This is a genomic window from Salinibacterium sp. NK8237, assembly GCF_015864955.1.
Taxonomy (GTDB): domain Bacteria; phylum Actinomycetota; class Actinomycetes; order Actinomycetales; family Microbacteriaceae; genus Rhodoglobus.
Window position 1 is genome coordinate 82,099 of sequence record NZ_JADYWE010000001.1, and the last position, 15,719, is coordinate 97,817.

A 15,719-nucleotide genomic window follows, 5' to 3' on the forward strand; every position below is an offset into this window, starting at 1 on the left:
CGCCAGTGGGCGGGGCTGTTTCTTAGCCCTGCCCCTGGTTGCGTCGTCGCGTGACACGGGGCGGGCGGCCGCCGAGAAATGACTTCCCTGAGTCAACGAGAAACTCTTGGCTGAGCGCTTCGCGGCCGACGAGCATCCGGAAGCCCATTTCGTCGCGATTAGTGAGCGTGGTTTCGGCGGTGACGGTGTGGCCGCAGAGCACGACGTCGATGAGGATAACGATGCGATCTTCGCGGTGTCCCGAAGAGCTGCGCACGGTGCGACGGTCGTGGATGGCGCATTCGACTACCGCGTCGTCCTTGGGTGAGCGCTGCCACGGACGCACTCGAAAGCGCACCCATTCGCTGCCGTCGGGGCGCACGAATTCTTCGATATCGTCGGCATGAAGGGCAGAACTCTGCGCGCCAGTATCGAGTTTTGCTTTAATCCACGGCACGCCAAGATCGGGTAGGGAAACCCACTCACGCCAGCCTGCGATCGTGTTTGAATGGGTGGGCTCTATCACCCCCTTATCTTGGCAGGTCATTCGATGAAACTCGCTATCCTCTCCCGTGCGCCGCAGGCGTATTCCACTGTGCGACTTCGGGCGGCCGCTGAGCAGCGTGGGCATACGGTGAAGGTTCTCAACACTTTGCGCTTCGCAATCGACCTCACGGGCGAGGAACCCGATCTGCAATATCGCGGCAAATTGCTCTCGGACTATGACGCCATCCTGCCCCGCATCGGCAACTCCATCACCTACTTCGGCACCGCTGTCGTTCGCCAGTTTGAGCAGATGGATGTCTACACACCCAACACCTCGAGCGGAATCACGAACTCGCGCGACAAACTCCGGGCCACCCAGATTCTTTCTCGCCACGACATCGCAATGCCGGCGACCACCTTTGTGCACAACCGGGCGGATGTCGAGATGGCCATTGAGCGCGTCGGCGGTGCGCCCGTCGTCATCAAGCTGCTCGAGGGCACGCAGGGCATTGGCGTGATCCTGGCTCCGGACACTCAGGTTGCCAAGGCGATCATCGAGACCCTGCATTCGACGAAACAGAACGTGCTGATTCAGAGCTTCATCTCTGAGAGCAAGGGCCGCGACATCCGCGCCCTCGTTGTCGGTGATCGAGTAGTCGCGGCGATGCGTCGCATTGCGGTGGGTGACGAGTTCCGGTCGAACGTGCACCGCGGCGGCAACGTCGAAGCCGTTGAGCTCACCCCCGAATACCACCGGGCCGCCGTCAAAGCCGCGCAAATCATGGGATTGCGGGTTGCTGGCGTTGACATGCTTGAGGGCAAAGACGGCCCGCTCGTGATGGAGGTCAATTCGTCGCCCGGGCTCGAAGGCATTGAACGCGCAACTGGGTTGGATGTCGCGGGCGCGATCATTGACTACATCGCCAACCAGGTGGCGTTCCCTGAGATCGATGTTCGCCAGCGTCTCAGCGTGTCAACCGGGTATGGCGTCGCTGAAATCGTTGTGGGCAGCGACGCGGATTTTGTGGGCAAGCAGCTCGGCGAATCGGGTCTCGGTGAGAAAGACATCACGGTGCTCACCCTGCACCGCGGTTCTAACGTCGTGCCGAACCCTCGCCGCAGCACCGTTCTCGAATCAAACGACCGCTTGCTATGTTTCGGCAAGCTTGAAGAAATGCGCGCAATGATCCCGGCACGTCGCCGCCGTCGCGCGAAGGTGCGCAAGCTTCCGCCTCAGCCGGTCGCCGAAGACTAGACGTGGGCGAGATCGACGATCTTCCCGTGAGTGAATTCGCGTTCCCGGGAGCGCTTCGCGACACCCTCGTGGCCGCGATTTTGGAGGGAGAGAAGACTTCGACGTCGTCCACACTCATCGAATACGAAATTGAGAAAGAACCGCTGCCGGTTGTCGGTCAGCGCTATGCCCTCGTCGACTCCGACAACAAACGAGTCGCGGTGCTTGAAGTGAGCGACGTTCAGCAGGTTCGACTGGTCGACGTGCCGTGGGAGCATGCGCGTGACGAAGGCGAAGGGTACAAATCGGTAGCGCAGTGGCGCGCGGGTCACGAAGCGTATTGGCACGGTGACGCTATGCGCTCATTTCTCGGCGATCCGACGTTTACCGTTACTGACGAGACCATCGTCGTGCTCGAGCGCTTTGTGGTCGTCTCTCGCGTGGCTGCAGCATGAGGCACGTGATCGCGGGCATCTATCGTGCTCGCGTGGTGATCATGTACGTCTCGGTTATGACCATTTTTGTGGGAACCGTTGGCGCTCAAATGATTCCAATAACCCCGGTGAAAGCGGTGTTCACGCTGCTGCCGTTGGCAGGAATCGTGGGGATGCTGTTGGTGCTCGCTGTACTCGTTCCTGGCCTCAAGCTCGTACCCAGTCGCGAGCCGATAACTGTTTTGGCTCCCGTAACGGGGCGATGGTCCGCGCTGAATAGCCCCGCGACGCGGGTGCCCAGCCACGGCGTTCGAGCCTACGGTCAAACCTACGCAGTCGACCTCGTTTTCGATCCGAAGAAACGAGCCCGACCCGCCTTCGATACGGGAATAGCTCTGCGGTATCCGAATGAGTACCCGGCGTTCGGCGAGCCCGTTCGAGCAATGATCGACGGCGTCGTCGTGCACGCTAGTGACTCGCAGCGTGATCATCGCGCTCGGTCCTCGGTGCTCGGTTACATCTACATGCTGATGGAAGGCACGATTCGAGAGATCGGTGGCCCTCACCTCATCATCGGCAACCACATCACCATTCGCGGCGAGGATGGTGTGTACGCCCTTATTGCTCACGTGAAGCAGCACTCGGCGCTCGTCGAGGTCGGCGACGCTGTCGTGGCAGGCCAGACCATCGGCGCGTGTGGTAACTCGGGAAACTCCAGCGAACCGCACGTTCATGCTCAGTTGATGGATCGGGCCTCGGCGTGGACAGGCCACGGATTGCCGATGGTCTTCGCTGACATCATCGTTGGTGACGAGAACGAATCAGGCGACGCGATGCCGGCAGACAACGAGCACATCATCGCTCGTTAGGGGGTGACGGCCTGCACGACCTTCGCAGCGACATGCTCAGGAGTAATATCCGTGGTGTCGATGACTACGGTTGTGGCGCGAAGCCATGGAGTCGCCGTCTCGTACGAGTCGATGTGGTTCAGTCTCCATTCTCTAGCGCCCGTTGTGAACTCGTCGTTAGTGATGCGTCGTTCGAGCTCCTCTTTCGCCGTGTGCAATGTAACCGAACGGCAGTCGAGGCCTGCAGCGGCGAGTCCGGACCGCAGTTCATCCCAGTACCGTTCGACCAACACTGACTGCGGAACAATCACATCGCTCTCGAAATAATCCGATACCTCTTTGATCGCCGCAATAGTCAAGCGTCGCCAGGGACCAAGTTCTTGAAAGTCGCCGTCGGGAAGAGCGCCGCCGAGAGCGTGCCGCAGCATGAAACCAATTTCCTCGGGATCAAAGACGACTGCAGCCGGGAGCGCCTTTTGCAATTCGAGGACGGTCGTTGTCTTGCCAGCGCCAAAGGGTCCATTGAGCCAAATGATCATGAGGGAACCTTACGACAGCAATGGGGTGTTAGCCCTTGATTGCCTGAGCCCAGCTCACCCGGCTTCCCACCTTCAGCAGTGAGTTGTTGTAGATGCGCGAGCCCAGAAGAATGGCGAGCCCGGCCGTGATGACGAGTATCGCGAGGGAAATCAGTGGCTCCCACCATTCGGCGGTTCCGAGGAAGAGGCGCATCGGCATCCCCACCGGTGCCGAGAACGGCACGTACGACATGATCGTCAGAGCGACGGGGTTGTCGTGCAGGAAGATGATTGCGAAGTACGGCAACATAATGAGCATCGTCACGGGCGTCATCGTTGTTCCCAGATCTTCTTGACGGGACACCATGGCACCAACAGCGGCGAACAGAGCCGCGAGCAGAATAAAGCCGATGATGAAGAACCCGACGAACCACAGCAGCGGTGCGCCCAAAAGTGCCAGCAGCTCAGCCTGGCCGGTGACCGAAAGGCCGACGATCGCCAGCACCGCGATCGCGATGATTTGAGCAAAGGCCAGAAGCGAGTTGCCGATGACTTTGCCGGCCATGAGCGCCGAAACGGGCACTGCCGACATCAGAATCTCCACGATGCGCGTCTGCTTTTCTTCCACAACGCTCTGCGCGATCATCGGGCCAAACGTCATGCCCGAAGCGAAGAAGATGATGCCGAAGCCGAACGCAGCGAGATAGCTCAGAAGGTAGCTCGTGTCGCTCGGGTCGAGGAGGATCAGCTTCGGGCTCACACTGAGCCCCTGCATGAGCGACGACGGCGCATCGCTTGCGGCTATGACGGTAACGGGAATCGTGGAGCCTTCCTCCGACGGCACGACCGCAGCATCCACGGTTCCCTCGGTGACGAGGGCTTCAGCTTCAGTGCGGTTGTCCACGACCGTAATCTCGAGTCCGGGGATGTTCGAGAGTTCGGACGACACCGAACTGACAACGGCCACCGGTGTGGTTGAGACGCTCTTCGACATGATTCCGCCGGCAATCACTCCGCCAAGAACGAGAAGGAGCAGGATGCCGGTGGTGATGAGAAAACTTTTAGAGCGCAGTCGTGTGGTGATTTCTCGTTCGGCCACAAGCGCAACCGAGTGCGCAAAGCGGGGGGAGCGGCGGTCAGCAGTAGTGGCGTTCATTAGATGACCTCTCGGAAGATTTGGGCGAGGGATGCGCGCTGAGGCGAAAACGACGTGACGTCGCCGTCGGCGAGTGCCCGTCGTAAGACGCGCTGCGCCGCGGCGGGCTCGACAGCATCGAAAGTGGCGTGGCCGCCATCGAGCTCGACCACTGTGATGTCGGGTTCGCCGCGAAGCCAGCCGAGGTCGCTACTGCACGCGATGGCGTAGCGCGGTGCCGAGTGTAGGGTGCGCAAAGCTTCGCGTTCTCCGGATGCCCGGATGCTGCCATCCGCAATGATGACTAGGTCGTCGCAGAGCCGCTCGACGATTTCGAGTTGGTGCGAGGAGAACAACACCGATGCGCCGGATGCCGCGCGCTGCTTGAGCGCCTCTACGACTGTGTCGACGGCGAGGGGATCCAACCCCGAGAACGGCTCATCGAGCACGAGTACTTCAGGCTCATGCACGAGAGATGCTGCGATTTGCGCGCGCTGCTGATTTCCGAGCGAGAGGCTCTCGAGGGTGGAATCGCGACGCTCACCGAGGCCGAGTTCCTCAAGCAGGCTGTCAGCGTTGCGGCCAGCCGCGGCCTGCGTGAAGCCATGGAGCCGAGCGAGATAGACGAGCTGCTCCCGCACCTTCATCTTCGGGTACAGCCCACGTTCTTCGGGCATGTAGCCGAAACGACGCCGTTGTTCTGTACCCAGAGGTTTGCCGTCGAGGTGAATCTCACCGGCATCCGCATTGAGAACGCCCAACAGGATGCGCATGGTCGTCGTTTTGCCCGCGCCGTTGCCACCAACGAAACCCGTCATGCGCCCATCGCGCACGGCAAAGGTCACCCCGTCGAGTGCAGGGCGCACCCCGAAGCTCTTGGTGATGTTGTCGAGTTGGAGCACCAGTACCGCCTTTATCCACAGAAAAACTAACTACCGACCACGCTAGCCACTCGCAGGACTGAGAGGTGCTCCCTCGCGGTGCTTCATCGCACCGAGTTGCTTGATCTCAGCGACACCGCGCGTGATCTTCTCTTGCAGACTGCAGACTGCAGACTGCTGCAGTGCTGCGCTATGCAGCCAGTTGTCGTGACCGAGGAGTCGACGTTCGCACCCCAACAGTTTCTATGTGCGCAAAGTGGCCGACATTCGCCAGCGCCTGCTGGGTGGCATGAGGGAGAGCTTTCGCAAACCAGACATCGTCAGTGGCGCTCACAAAAGCGTCTCGTTCGCCACGAACCAGCGTGACGCGGCACCCAATACTCGACCACTCTCGCTCGTCGTAACGGGCCGCAGCCTCAGCACCCTGAACGAACGAGCGCGGACGGATTTCGGCGGCGAGTGAATCGAATACTGAACTGTCGAGCTCACGTCGGTTCTCAAAAAGAGGAGCACTGAGCGGTGCGAGGAGTCTCATACGGTGCAACGCATGCACGACCACTCGTCCGGCAGGACCGAGCGCGGAAAGTAACCGCATGGCACCGAGCATCCCTGCCAACAGCGGCAGAACGGTGAAACGCCGAATCGGATGCCGCAGCACCGCCAGCGCCCCAGGTCCGGTCGCCGAGATGGCCGTCACGCTCAACGTGCGCTCCGGATACCGAGCCGCCAGCGTGAGCGCAAGGTGCCCTCCCAGAGAGTGACCGAAGACGTTCCACTTCGCAAAGCCGAGGGTGCTCGTGACGTGGGCCACTGCATCCACCATGTCTTCGACCGAGGTACCAGGGCGGACACTTCCGCTCTCACCCCAGCCGGGAAGATCGATCGCAACCACATTCTGCAATGGTTCGTTCGCGCTGTGAGCGGCGCGGATGAGGGGCAACCATGTGGTCCACGAACCTGCGGCACCGTGGAGAAGCACAGTGGCGGTATCTGAGCGCGCAGCAGCATTCGGATCCACGTGCACAACAACGTCTCCTAGGGCGGTGGGCACCACGACGCGGGAAAACCCCGCAGTGGCGCGATCAAACCGGTTGTCGGCGCTGAAGTGCGTACTGGAAGCGGGTGTTGTGTTCACGTGGGTGGTTCGGAGCCGCAGCATCCGGCGATTGCCTGAATGTGCGGCCACGAACGAACGGTGGTGGGTTACTGCACAACCTCGATCTGGGTTGAGGCTTCTGCCTCACCGATGGAGCCGAGGTCGATAACGTTCTCGAAGCCAGCTTCTTCCATCAGTGCGACGGCCTGGCCGGAACGGTTGCCCGACTTGCAGTAGACGGCATACTCAGCGTTGGGGTCGAGTGTGGGAAGAGCCGCAGCAAACTCGCCACCGTTGAGGTCGAGCAGTGTGGCGCCCTCAAGGTGCCCAGCCTCGTATTCTGCGGGGGTGCGAACATCAATGAGAATGGTGTCGGCGGTGAGCTCGATCTCCGGAGAGCCGTCGCCGGTCGAGCATCCAGCGATCGATGCGAGCACGACGAGAGAACCAGCGAGAGCGGCGAGGGGACGGAACATTTTTTCTCCTTGTGAAACGGGTGGTTATTCGGAAACCCGGCATGAGTCGCCTGGGCAGTATTGGGGTGGGGTTTTTGTGAGCAAGCGCTGAAGCGAGCATCCAACGCAGATGCCGAAGGCGGCTTCTAAGAAAAGCATGGTGAGGCACAGTCCGCACAACAGCAGTGTGGCTTCGAGCGGCGCACCAAGCACGCCCATTCCGGCGCACGAGAGTAGGGCGAGGCCGTAGCCAAGCCACCAGGCGAATTCCTTCTGGCGGGCTCCGACCCAATTGGGCTGGTGTCGTCGAACGAGCAGACGGCCTAGAGCCAGTGTCGGCGACCAACGATCACCGATCGTGACACGCACGAGCATATCCATCATAAAAAAGACGCCGAACGGGCGAAGCGGAACGGCTGAATGTTGGATGACAGCAAGAGTGATCGAGACCGCTCCGGCAAGAAAGAGAATGCCTGCAGCGACGCGCACAGCGCGCTCGTTCACCACCGGAATGTCATAGCCCTCGACGAGGGAACCCACGGTGGGAGCGTGTGCCGGGGTCGACGTTGTCGTTGCTGGTGTGGTCGTGGGCAACGGTCACGCTCCTGTCACGAGGGGTAGCAATTGCGGGATTTCTTGCACAAGCACGAAGGCGCCGATAGCGAGAACGAAGATTCCGAATCCCTTGCGCAGGGCGGTTTCGGGAATTCGACCAGCGAGAGCGGCGCCCACAAACGAGCCCGCAACGGCGATCCCGGTGAATGCGAGGATGGTTGGCCACGGAAGGTCAACGGTAAAGAGGTGGGCGACAAGCCCTGCCGACGACTGCATCGCAATAATCAGTAGCGAGGTGCCCACGGCGACCGCCACCGGAAGCCCGCCGAGAAGCGTGAGCGCGGGAACAATGAGGAAGCCGCCCCCAGCGCCCACGAGCCCGGCGGCAATTCCGACGAAGAAGCCGTCCCGAACAATGCGGAGGACGGGAAGCTTTGCTGGCTCGTGAACTGATCCCGCCGGCACCTTCTTGCGCCCGCGGATCATGGCAGTTGCGGTGGCGACCATCATGGCGGCGAAGAGCACCATCAGGATTGTGCCGGGGATGTAGCCGCCGACAATACCTCCGGCGAAAGCGCCAGCCATTCCCGCGACACCGAAAATCAATCCGGTTCGCCAGCGAACGCGCCCTGCTCGGGCATGATGGAAAACGCTGACGGCGCTCGTGACGCCCACAATAAATAGTGAAGCCGAAATCGCTTGCTGTGGCTCAAAGCCAGCAACGTAGGTGAGGATCGGCACGGTGAGGATCGAGCCGCCCCCGCCGAGCATCCCGAGAGAAACTCCCACGAGCACGGCAAGGGCCAGCGCGATGATCAGATTTGGCTCCATGAGGGCGCGTTAGACCGCGGGAACGGCACCGGCAGTTGCGAGCCAACCAAGGTACGAGCCATCGAGTTCGGCAACGTCGTAGCCTGCGCGACGCAGAGCACTCGCGGCCACGCTGTTGCGCACTCCGCTTTGGCAATACGTCACGATGGTTCCTTCGCGGGGGAGTTGGTCGAGCGACCACATCACACGGCCGCCACTCAGTTGCTCGGCCCCGGGAATGTGTCCCTCGGCGAACTCGGTTTTGTTGCGTACGTCGAGCAGAAGCACGCGCTCAACGTCATCGAGCGTGGCTGGATCGACAAGCTCGGGCACAACAAGATTGAGCCCATCGAGGGTCGTCACGAAGCCTGACACGGTGTCGATGCCCACGCGCACGAGGTGATCGCGCAGCTCTTGTGCATGTTCAAGGTCGTCAGCGAGCAGGATGACGGGCCGTGTTTCAGTATCGGGGTTGTAGACCCAAGCGCCGTAGCTTGCTGCTTTCTCGGGCCCAGGGACGTTGAGGGATCGCGGCACAGTGCCACGGTGAACTTCGCTGTTGTTGCGAGTGTCAATGAGGATGGCGCTGTCGGCGTCGAGCGCTGTCGCGACTTCCTCGGTCGTGTACTCGCGCAGCGGGGTAACGGTGCCCATGACATTCGGGCCCTGTCGGTTCTGCACCTTCATGCGGCCAAAGTAGGCGTGAGCATCCGGTTGACCGTTGAGTAGCTCGTCGATGAAGCCTTGCTCGTCGTTGTTCTCCACATAGTGGCTCCACCACGCGAACGCGCGTTCGTACCCGACAGTGGTTGTCGGAATTGCGCCGAGAGCTTTGCCGCAGGCGCTACCGGCCCCGTGGGCAGGCAAAACCTGCACATAGTCGGGAAGGGTGAGGAAGCGGTCGCGCAGGCTGGCGAAAATGTCTTTCGCTCCGCCGAAACGGGTATCAACGCCGCCGGCAGCTTCATCGAGAAGGTCGGGGCGACCGAGATCTCCGACGAAGACAAAGTCTCCGCTGAGCATGAAACCGGGAGCGTCAGCTTGTGCGCCATCGGTGACCAAAAAGGAAAGGTGTTCAGGCGTGTGCCCAGGAGTGTGCACAGCCTTCAGCGTGATGTTGCCGAGGGTAATGATGTGGCCGTCTTTCATGCGTACAGCACCGTCGAAGGCGCTCCCGTAGGTCCAGTCGGGGCCACCTTCGTCAGACACCAGAATCTCCGCACCGGTGCGAGCGGCAAGCTCGCGGGTGCCGGAAAGGTAGTCGGCGTGAATGTGGGTTTCGGTGATGGCCGTGATGGTCATCCCGTTCTTGGCGGCGATCTCGAGATAAACGTCGAGGTCGCGGCGGGGGTCAACAACGATCGCTTCGCCTTTGGCTTGGCAACCGATGAAGTAGCTAGCCTGAGCGAGGTCGGTGTCATAGATGCGTTCGAGAAGCATGTTTACTCCAGTGAGTGTTCGCTATGTCCGGGGGAGGGAAGACGCTAACGGCGGTGCATGGTTAGCGGTGGCTGTGGGTGAGCAGTAGTTGCTCGTTAGCAGTGGCATCGGTCGCGTTCAGCGACGTTGGCGAGGGCATCCTCGATATGTTCTCCGCAGCCAGCCCAGGTGGGTTTACCGCAGTTCTGGCAAGTGACTTGTGCACACATGTGATCTCCTAACGACCGAAGAGGCGGGCAAAAAAGCCGCCCTGATTTGATTTCGCGGCGTCAATCTCCGACTGCGAGTGCTTGCCGTTGCACCAGTTGGATGCGGGCACGCTGCGCTTGACGGTCTGGATGTGTTCTCCGCATCCGGCCCACGTAGTTTTGCCGCATGTACGACACGTAACTGCTCTGCACATAACTCTGCTTTCGTTGATTGGCTATCCGTTGTAATACCCTAGGGGGTATGCTCAGACTATACCCCATGGGGTATCGAAACTGTCAACTCACACGAGAGAAGCGAGACAACTATGGATTCCTCCACATCCGAATCAGTGTCGGTAGCCGATCCCGACGCGCAAAAGAAGATCGCGAATCGTCTGCGTCGCGCTCAGGGACAACTGGGCGCACTGATCGCGACAGTCGAAACGGGAGCCGGATGCCGCGACGTCGTGCACCAGCTGGCTGCAGTCTCGAAAGCTCTCGACCGCGCAGGGTTCCTCGTGATCTCCGAAGCGATGAAGGAATGCCTCATTAACCCGGATGCCGAAGGCTCGCCTCAGTCAGACGAGATCGAGAAGCTCTTTCTTTCGCTCGCGTAGCGGATGCGCACGTACGAGGCCACTGGGGGTTAGCGGCGCCACTCTCCGAGGCCGTGAGCGTTAAAGAACTCCAGCGTCACCCCGGTGACGGCCCCGCCTGACCGCGCGAAGGTCGCCGAAGAGAGGGAGCCGTGGGGCGCGTTTTCGCCCGTGGGGACGAAAGCAAAGGTGTCAGAGTCCCAAGTTTCGAGCGTAAGAATGTAGTTTTCGCGCGGGCCGAGGGCAGCCTGTAACGAACCATCGACTTCAGCCACGACGAGGTCGCCAAAGTAGTCATTGCGGTAGGTGCCTTCATAATCGCTGAGGTAAAGGGAAGCCCCAGCGGTGTCGGGCTTGGTCTCTGCGACAAGATCTCCTGCCGGGGCGTTGAGTCCAGAAAGTGCACCGTAGTAGTCGCCGAGCCAATCGCGCTGAATCTCGCCGTACTGAACCAGATCGAGAAACTGCGCGTTGAGGGCTTCAGCAGTGCCGATGGGGCCCGCATTGGTCAGAATCACTATTCCCAGATCGAGACTGGGCACGAGTTGGTAGTTTGTGCCGGCGCCGAGAACGAAGCCGCCAGAATGACTCAGCGTTGTTCGGCCTCCAGCCTGGCTGCCCACGTTGAACCCGAAGCCGTAGCTTGCGGTGCGCTGGTCGGGGGCGGAGGCTTGCGCGCTAATGCTGTGCGCCGTGATCGCAGGCACGAGCGATTCGGGGGTGACGAACGGCTCACCATTATGCTCGCCGTCGGACAGGATCATCGTCATCCACTGCGACAGGTCGCCGACGGTCGATGAGACGCCTCCCGCGGGGGACTGTGGGTCGGGATTTCGTTCGAAGAGCGGCTGAAATTCGCCATCGACGAAGGTGTGGAGCGTTGCCCGATTGGGCTGCGCCACAAAGTCCGCATAACTCGAGCTTGTGGCGGTCATTCCCAACGGTTCGTAAACAAGTTCACGGATGGCGTCGTTCCAGTCCATACCGAGTGCTGCAGCGGTCGCTTCCGCTCCTACCGTGATGCCGTAGTTCGAATAGTGGTAGCTACTGCGGAAATCGTCGAGGGGCTGATACCGAAGGTGGTCGAGGATGTAGTCGCGCTCGTAGCCCACATCTTCCAGGTCATCGCCAGCTCCGGTCGCGAGCCCGGTGCGGTGGCTAAAGTAGTCGCCAATCGTTGCGTTCTGCGTGACATACGAGTCTGCGAGAGAGAAATCAGACAGCAGCGTGCGCACGGGAGTGTCCCACTCCACTGCCTCTTGGGTGATGGCGCGGGCGACGACCGTGGCAGAAAGGGATTTCGAAACTGACGCTATTTGAAACACCGTGTCGGCATCCACTCTGTCAGTGGTTCCTGCTTTGCGCACTCCAAAACCGTTGGCATAAATCATCTCTCCGTTGTGCACAACAGCGATCGCGAGACCGGGGGTGCCGGTCTCATCCATAGCGATTGCGGCCAACTCAGGAAGTTGTTCGACCGCAGCGTCGACCGCTCGCACCACGTCCACGTCGCTGCTGCCCGCACTCAGCGCGATGACATCAGAGGCTGGGGAGTCGCCCTCAATGACCTCAAGACCACCGGATGCCGCTGCCGTGCATCCAGAAACGGCAACAGAGACAGCAAGCAGCGCCACCATCGCGGGCGCTGTGCGGGAGCGACGGACTGTGCGGAACTTGGCTGAAGATTCCATGGCTCCAGCCTAGAACGCGGGCGATGAACTCGGCAGGGCTAGGCAGAAGTGACGTCGAGAATGAGACGCACAAGGTTGAGCATCGGTTCCCGGAGGGCTGTCGTCAGAATCGCAAACACCAGAATGTTGAGCACAACAGTGCCCCAGAAGGCTTGGCGGAAGAGCGGCTTGTGGGTTTTGTGGCGCAGTCGCTGTTGCGCAAGAATCGCGCCCGGCCAGCCGCCGAACAACCCGAGACCGAGGAGGGCACTTTCGGTCACCCGCCACTGTTTTGTTTGCGCAGCCTTCTTGTCGCTGGCGTACAGGATGTACGTGATGATGCTCATTACGAGGTATAGCGCTGCAAATAGCCACGGGAGGGCACCGATGGCGGTGAGAATACCGATCGCGACGACGAAGGTAGCCAGCACGACATAGCTCATGGTGCCGGACTTGCGTCGTTTCGTGCGTAGCGGGCGACCTGAGGCGGAGAGGTAACGAATTGTGCGAGCCCGAACTTTACCTTCATTCGTGTGCTCGACCACGAAACTCACGCGTTCGCCGGGAGTCGGGCGGGCATCACGGCGTGGGAAGGCAGAGATGTGGGCAAAGACGCTTTCGCCGTTGCGGCTGTTGTCGCCGCTGTCGTTGCCAGCGCCGTTAGCGCTGCGTGGGCCGTCAACGGTGATGAACCCGAAGCCACGTTCGTCGTTCCATGACGCCAACGCACCCTGCTGTCGTGCGCTTCGCGAACCCATGTATTGAGGGTAACTGCCCGAGCCGCTGTGCACGGTATCGGCGTACCCTCAGGCTCGCTGTATTTGGCCCACAGAGCTGAGCTCTGCTCCTAAACTGGCGGGGCGCCCTCAGCGAGAATGGGGTCGCGATCGAACGGATGACCTCAACCACATCATCGTGAAGAGAAGAGAGAATCTCGTGCCTGTTCAAGAACCCGTCGCCCGCCAGCCATGGTGTGGCCCTCGTGCCGCCGAAGTGCAACCCCACACGCTCGATCAGCTGGATGCGTGGTGGCGCGCAGCCAACTACCTCGCTGTTGGCCAGATCTATCTGCTCGACAATCCGCTGCTGCGTGAACCTCTCCGCCGCGAGCACACGAAGCCTCGACTCTTGGGGCACTGGGGTACGACGCCCGGCTTGAACTTTGTGTGGGCCCATCTCAATCGCATCATTCAAGAACGCGACACCGACACTATTTTCGTGGCTGGGCCGGGTCACGGTGGTCCTGCCGTTGTCGCGAGTGCGTACCTCGATGGCACCTACAGCGAGACGTACGGCGATATTGATAAGAGTGCGGATGGCATCCGCAAGTTGTTCAGACAGTTTTCGTTCCCGGGTGGCATTCCGAGCCACGCCGCTCCCGAAACGCCGGGCTCCATCCACGAGGGTGGCGAGCTGGGCTATGCCCTGTCGCATGCCTACGGCGCCGTCTTCGACAACCCCAACCTGCTTGTCGCCGCGGTCGTCGGCGATGGTGAAGCCGAAACGGGGCCGCTCGCGACGAGCTGGCATTCGAACAAGTTCATTGACCCGGAGCGGGATGGTGTGGTCTTGCCAATCCTGCACCTCAATGGCTACAAAATTGCGAACCCGACAGTGCTGGCCCGCATTCCCGAAGACGAACTGTGTGATCTGATGCGCGGGTACGGGCACACACCCTACGTCGTCTCTGGTGGGTTCGACGGCGAAGATCCTCGTGCTGTGCATGAGCGCATGGCGGCGACGCTTGACGACATCGTCGATCACATCGCTCGGATCAAAGCGGATGCCGCAGCAGGAACGCTCGAGGGGCGCCCGGCCTGGCCGATGCTCATTCTGCGCACGCCCAAGGGCTGGACGGGCCCGAAAGTGGTCGACGGGCGCCCTGTTGAAAACAACTGGCGTTCGCACCAGGTGCCGCTCGCGAGCGTGCGCGACACCGAGGAACATCTGCAGCAGCTTGAGGAATGGATGGCCTCGTACCGCCCAGAGGAACTCTTCGACGAGAGCGGCGCACCGCGTGAGCTGACCACCGCACTCGCTCCTGCGGGAGATCGCCGCATGAGCGCCAACCCCGTTGCCAACGGTGGATTGCTCCGTGCGCCGTTGCGCCTCCCTGACTTTCGGGAGTACGCCGTCGACGTGCCGAATCCGGGCGAGACCACGAGCTCGGCGACGGGCGCGCTGGGGGAGTGGCTGCGCGATGTGATTCGCGACAACCCCGACAACTTCCGTATCTTTGGGGCCGATGTGACGGCATCCAATCGTCTGAGTGCTGTCTTCGACACCACCGATAAACAGTGGGATGCCGAGTACCTCCCCATCGATTCCGATAACCACCTCGCGCGGGCGGGGCGCGTCATGGAGATGCTCAGCGAACACCAGTGCCAAGGCTGGCTGGAGGGCTATCTCCTCACCGGTCGGCACGGGATGTTCAATTCCTATGAGGCGTTCATCCATATCGTCGATTCGATGTTCAACCAGCACGCCAAATGGCTTGAGGGCGCTAACGCAATCCCGTGGCGTCGACCAGTGTCATCGCTCAACTATCTGCTGAGTTCGCATGTCTGGCGTCAAGACCACAACGGTGCCTCGCACCAAGACCCCGGCTTTCTTGATCTGGTCATGAACAAGAAGCCTGATGTCGTTCGGGCCTACCTCCCGTGCGACGCCAACACGTTGATCGCCACCTACGACCACTGCTTGCGTTCCGTCAACAAGATCAACGTCGTCATTGCTGGCAAGCACCCCGAGAACAACTGGCTCGACATGCCCGCGGCGATTGAACACTGCACGCGCGGCATCGGGCTGTTCGAGTGGGCTGGCACCGAAGTCGTCGGCCAGGAACCGGATGTCGTCCTCGCCTGTGCCGGCGACGTTCCGACCCTAGAAACCTTGGCGGCCGCGCAAATCTTGCGTGAGCGGATCCCCGAGCTGCGCGTGCGGGTCGTCAACGTCATCGACTTGATGCGCCTGCACAGCGAATCGGAGCATCCGCACGGTCTCAGCGATGCCGAGTATGACGCGATCTTTACGACAGACAAGCCCGTGATTTTTGCCCACCACGGTTATCCGTGGCTGATTCACCGCCTCACCTATAAGCGGGCGGGGCACGCAAACCTTCACGTGCGCGGCTACAAAGACGAGGGCACGACGACGACACCGTTCGACATGGTGATGCTCAACGATCTTGACCGCTACCACTTGGTCATTGACGTGCTTGAGCGGGTTCCGGGCCTCACTTCACGGCACGCGGCGTTCTGGCAGGAGATGCATGACACGCGACTGCAAGCGCGGCAGTACACGCGAGAACACGGCGAGGACATGCCCGAAGTGGCCGACTGGAAGTGGAACCGGCCGTGACGCGCTTAGCGCAGTGCTGACAGTCGTATTTGGA

At 60.9% G+C, this 15,719-nt stretch carries 17 protein-coding genes; 5 read left to right on the forward strand and 12 right to left on the reverse strand.

The annotated features are described in order from the left end of the window. Positions 1-22 precede the first annotated feature (22 nt). Positions 23-505, reverse strand: a complete 483-nt coding sequence (locus I6E56_RS00435; protein ID WP_307842695.1) for a RimK/LysX family protein — start codon at positions 503-505, stop codon at positions 23-25. A gap of 24 nt (positions 506-529) precedes the next feature. On the opposite strand from I6E56_RS00435, the gene rimK reads away from it, so the two are divergent. The 3 genes from rimK to I6E56_RS00450 are packed head-to-tail and all read left to right on the forward strand — an operon-like array spanning position 530 to position 3,002. After that, entirely contained in the window at positions 530-1,720 is a 1,191-nt protein-coding gene (gene rimK, locus I6E56_RS00440; protein ID WP_197135390.1) for a 30S ribosomal protein S6--L-glutamate ligase, read from the forward strand. A 2-nt stretch (positions 1,721-1,722) separates the two neighbouring features. After that, positions 1,723-2,154, forward strand: a complete 432-nt coding sequence (locus I6E56_RS00445) for an ASCH domain-containing protein (protein WP_197135391.1) — start codon at positions 1,723-1,725, stop codon at positions 2,152-2,154. Continuing rightward, positions 2,151-3,002, forward strand: coding sequence for a M23 family metallopeptidase (locus tag I6E56_RS00450; protein WP_197135392.1), 852 nt, complete (start codon positions 2,151-2,153; stop codon positions 3,000-3,002). The genes I6E56_RS00445 and I6E56_RS00450 overlap by 4 nt, the downstream gene beginning before the upstream one ends. Here I6E56_RS00450 and I6E56_RS00455 read toward each other — a convergent pair. The 9 genes from I6E56_RS00455 to I6E56_RS14935 all read right to left on the reverse strand — a co-directional run bounded on the left by I6E56_RS00455 (position 2,999) and on the right by I6E56_RS14935 (position 10,274). Beyond that, a complete protein-coding gene (locus I6E56_RS00455) occupies positions 2,999-3,520 on the reverse strand; it encodes an AAA family ATPase (protein WP_197135393.1) in 522 nt (173 codons plus the stop codon). The genes I6E56_RS00450 and I6E56_RS00455 overlap by 4 nt on opposite strands. 28 nt (positions 3,521-3,548) lie before the next feature. Further along, positions 3,549-4,655: an ABC transporter permease gene (locus I6E56_RS00460; protein WP_197135394.1), complete on the reverse strand. Its 1,107-nt coding sequence runs from the start codon at positions 4,653-4,655 to the stop codon at positions 3,549-3,551. Further along, positions 4,655-5,536, reverse strand: a complete 882-nt coding sequence (locus I6E56_RS00465; RefSeq protein ID WP_197135395.1) for an ABC transporter ATP-binding protein — start codon at positions 5,534-5,536, stop codon at positions 4,655-4,657. Before I6E56_RS00465 ends, I6E56_RS00460 begins: the two co-directional genes overlap by 1 nt. A gap of 169 nt (positions 5,537-5,705) precedes the next feature. Then, a complete protein-coding gene (locus tag I6E56_RS00470; RefSeq protein WP_307842697.1) occupies positions 5,706-6,701 on the reverse strand; it encodes an alpha/beta hydrolase in 996 nt (331 codons plus the stop codon). A 17-nt stretch (positions 6,702-6,718) separates the two neighbouring features. Further along, positions 6,719-7,087, reverse strand: a complete 369-nt coding sequence (locus I6E56_RS00475) for a rhodanese-like domain-containing protein (protein WP_197135396.1) — start codon at positions 7,085-7,087, stop codon at positions 6,719-6,721. Positions 7,088-7,111: 24 nt separating this feature from the next. After that, complete coding sequence (locus I6E56_RS00480; RefSeq protein WP_197135397.1) at positions 7,112-7,660, reverse strand: DUF4395 domain-containing protein; 549 nt, start codon at positions 7,658-7,660, stop codon at positions 7,112-7,114. Positions 7,661-7,663: 3 nt separating this feature from the next. Next, complete coding sequence (locus I6E56_RS00485) at positions 7,664-8,452, reverse strand: sulfite exporter TauE/SafE family protein (RefSeq protein ID WP_197135398.1); 789 nt, start codon at positions 8,450-8,452, stop codon at positions 7,664-7,666. A gap of 9 nt (positions 8,453-8,461) precedes the next feature. After that, entirely contained in the window at positions 8,462-9,871 is a 1,410-nt protein-coding gene (locus I6E56_RS00490; RefSeq protein ID WP_197135399.1) for a rhodanese-like domain-containing protein, read from the reverse strand. A 217-nt stretch (positions 9,872-10,088) separates the two neighbouring features. After that, the gene (locus I6E56_RS14935; RefSeq protein ID WP_231606188.1) at positions 10,089-10,274 is read right to left on the reverse strand and encodes a hypothetical protein; all 186 of its coding nucleotides are present in this window, start codon (positions 10,272-10,274) and stop codon (positions 10,089-10,091) included. Between the two features lie 111 nt (positions 10,275-10,385). Between I6E56_RS14935 and I6E56_RS00495 the strand changes: the two genes are divergently transcribed. Continuing rightward, positions 10,386-10,676 carry a metal-sensitive transcriptional regulator gene (locus I6E56_RS00495; protein WP_197135400.1) on the forward strand — a complete coding sequence of 97 codons (291 nt, stop codon included), beginning with the start codon at positions 10,386-10,388 and terminating at the stop codon, positions 10,674-10,676. Positions 10,677-10,705: 29 nt separating this feature from the next. On the opposite strand, the gene I6E56_RS00500 is transcribed toward I6E56_RS00495, so the two are convergent. After that, positions 10,706-12,346 (reverse strand): serine hydrolase, encoded by a 1,641-nt coding sequence (locus I6E56_RS00500; protein ID WP_197135401.1) that lies wholly within the window; start codon positions 12,344-12,346, stop codon positions 10,706-10,708. A gap of 38 nt (positions 12,347-12,384) precedes the next feature. Next, positions 12,385-13,083: a DUF1294 domain-containing protein gene (locus I6E56_RS00505; RefSeq protein WP_197135402.1), complete on the reverse strand. Its 699-nt coding sequence runs from the start codon at positions 13,081-13,083 to the stop codon at positions 12,385-12,387. A gap of 235 nt (positions 13,084-13,318) precedes the next feature. Between I6E56_RS00505 and I6E56_RS00510 the strand changes: the two genes are divergently transcribed. Further along, positions 13,319-15,685: a phosphoketolase gene (locus I6E56_RS00510; protein WP_197137920.1), complete on the forward strand. Its 2,367-nt coding sequence runs from the start codon at positions 13,319-13,321 to the stop codon at positions 15,683-15,685. The last annotated feature ends 34 nt before the right edge of the window (positions 15,686-15,719 follow it).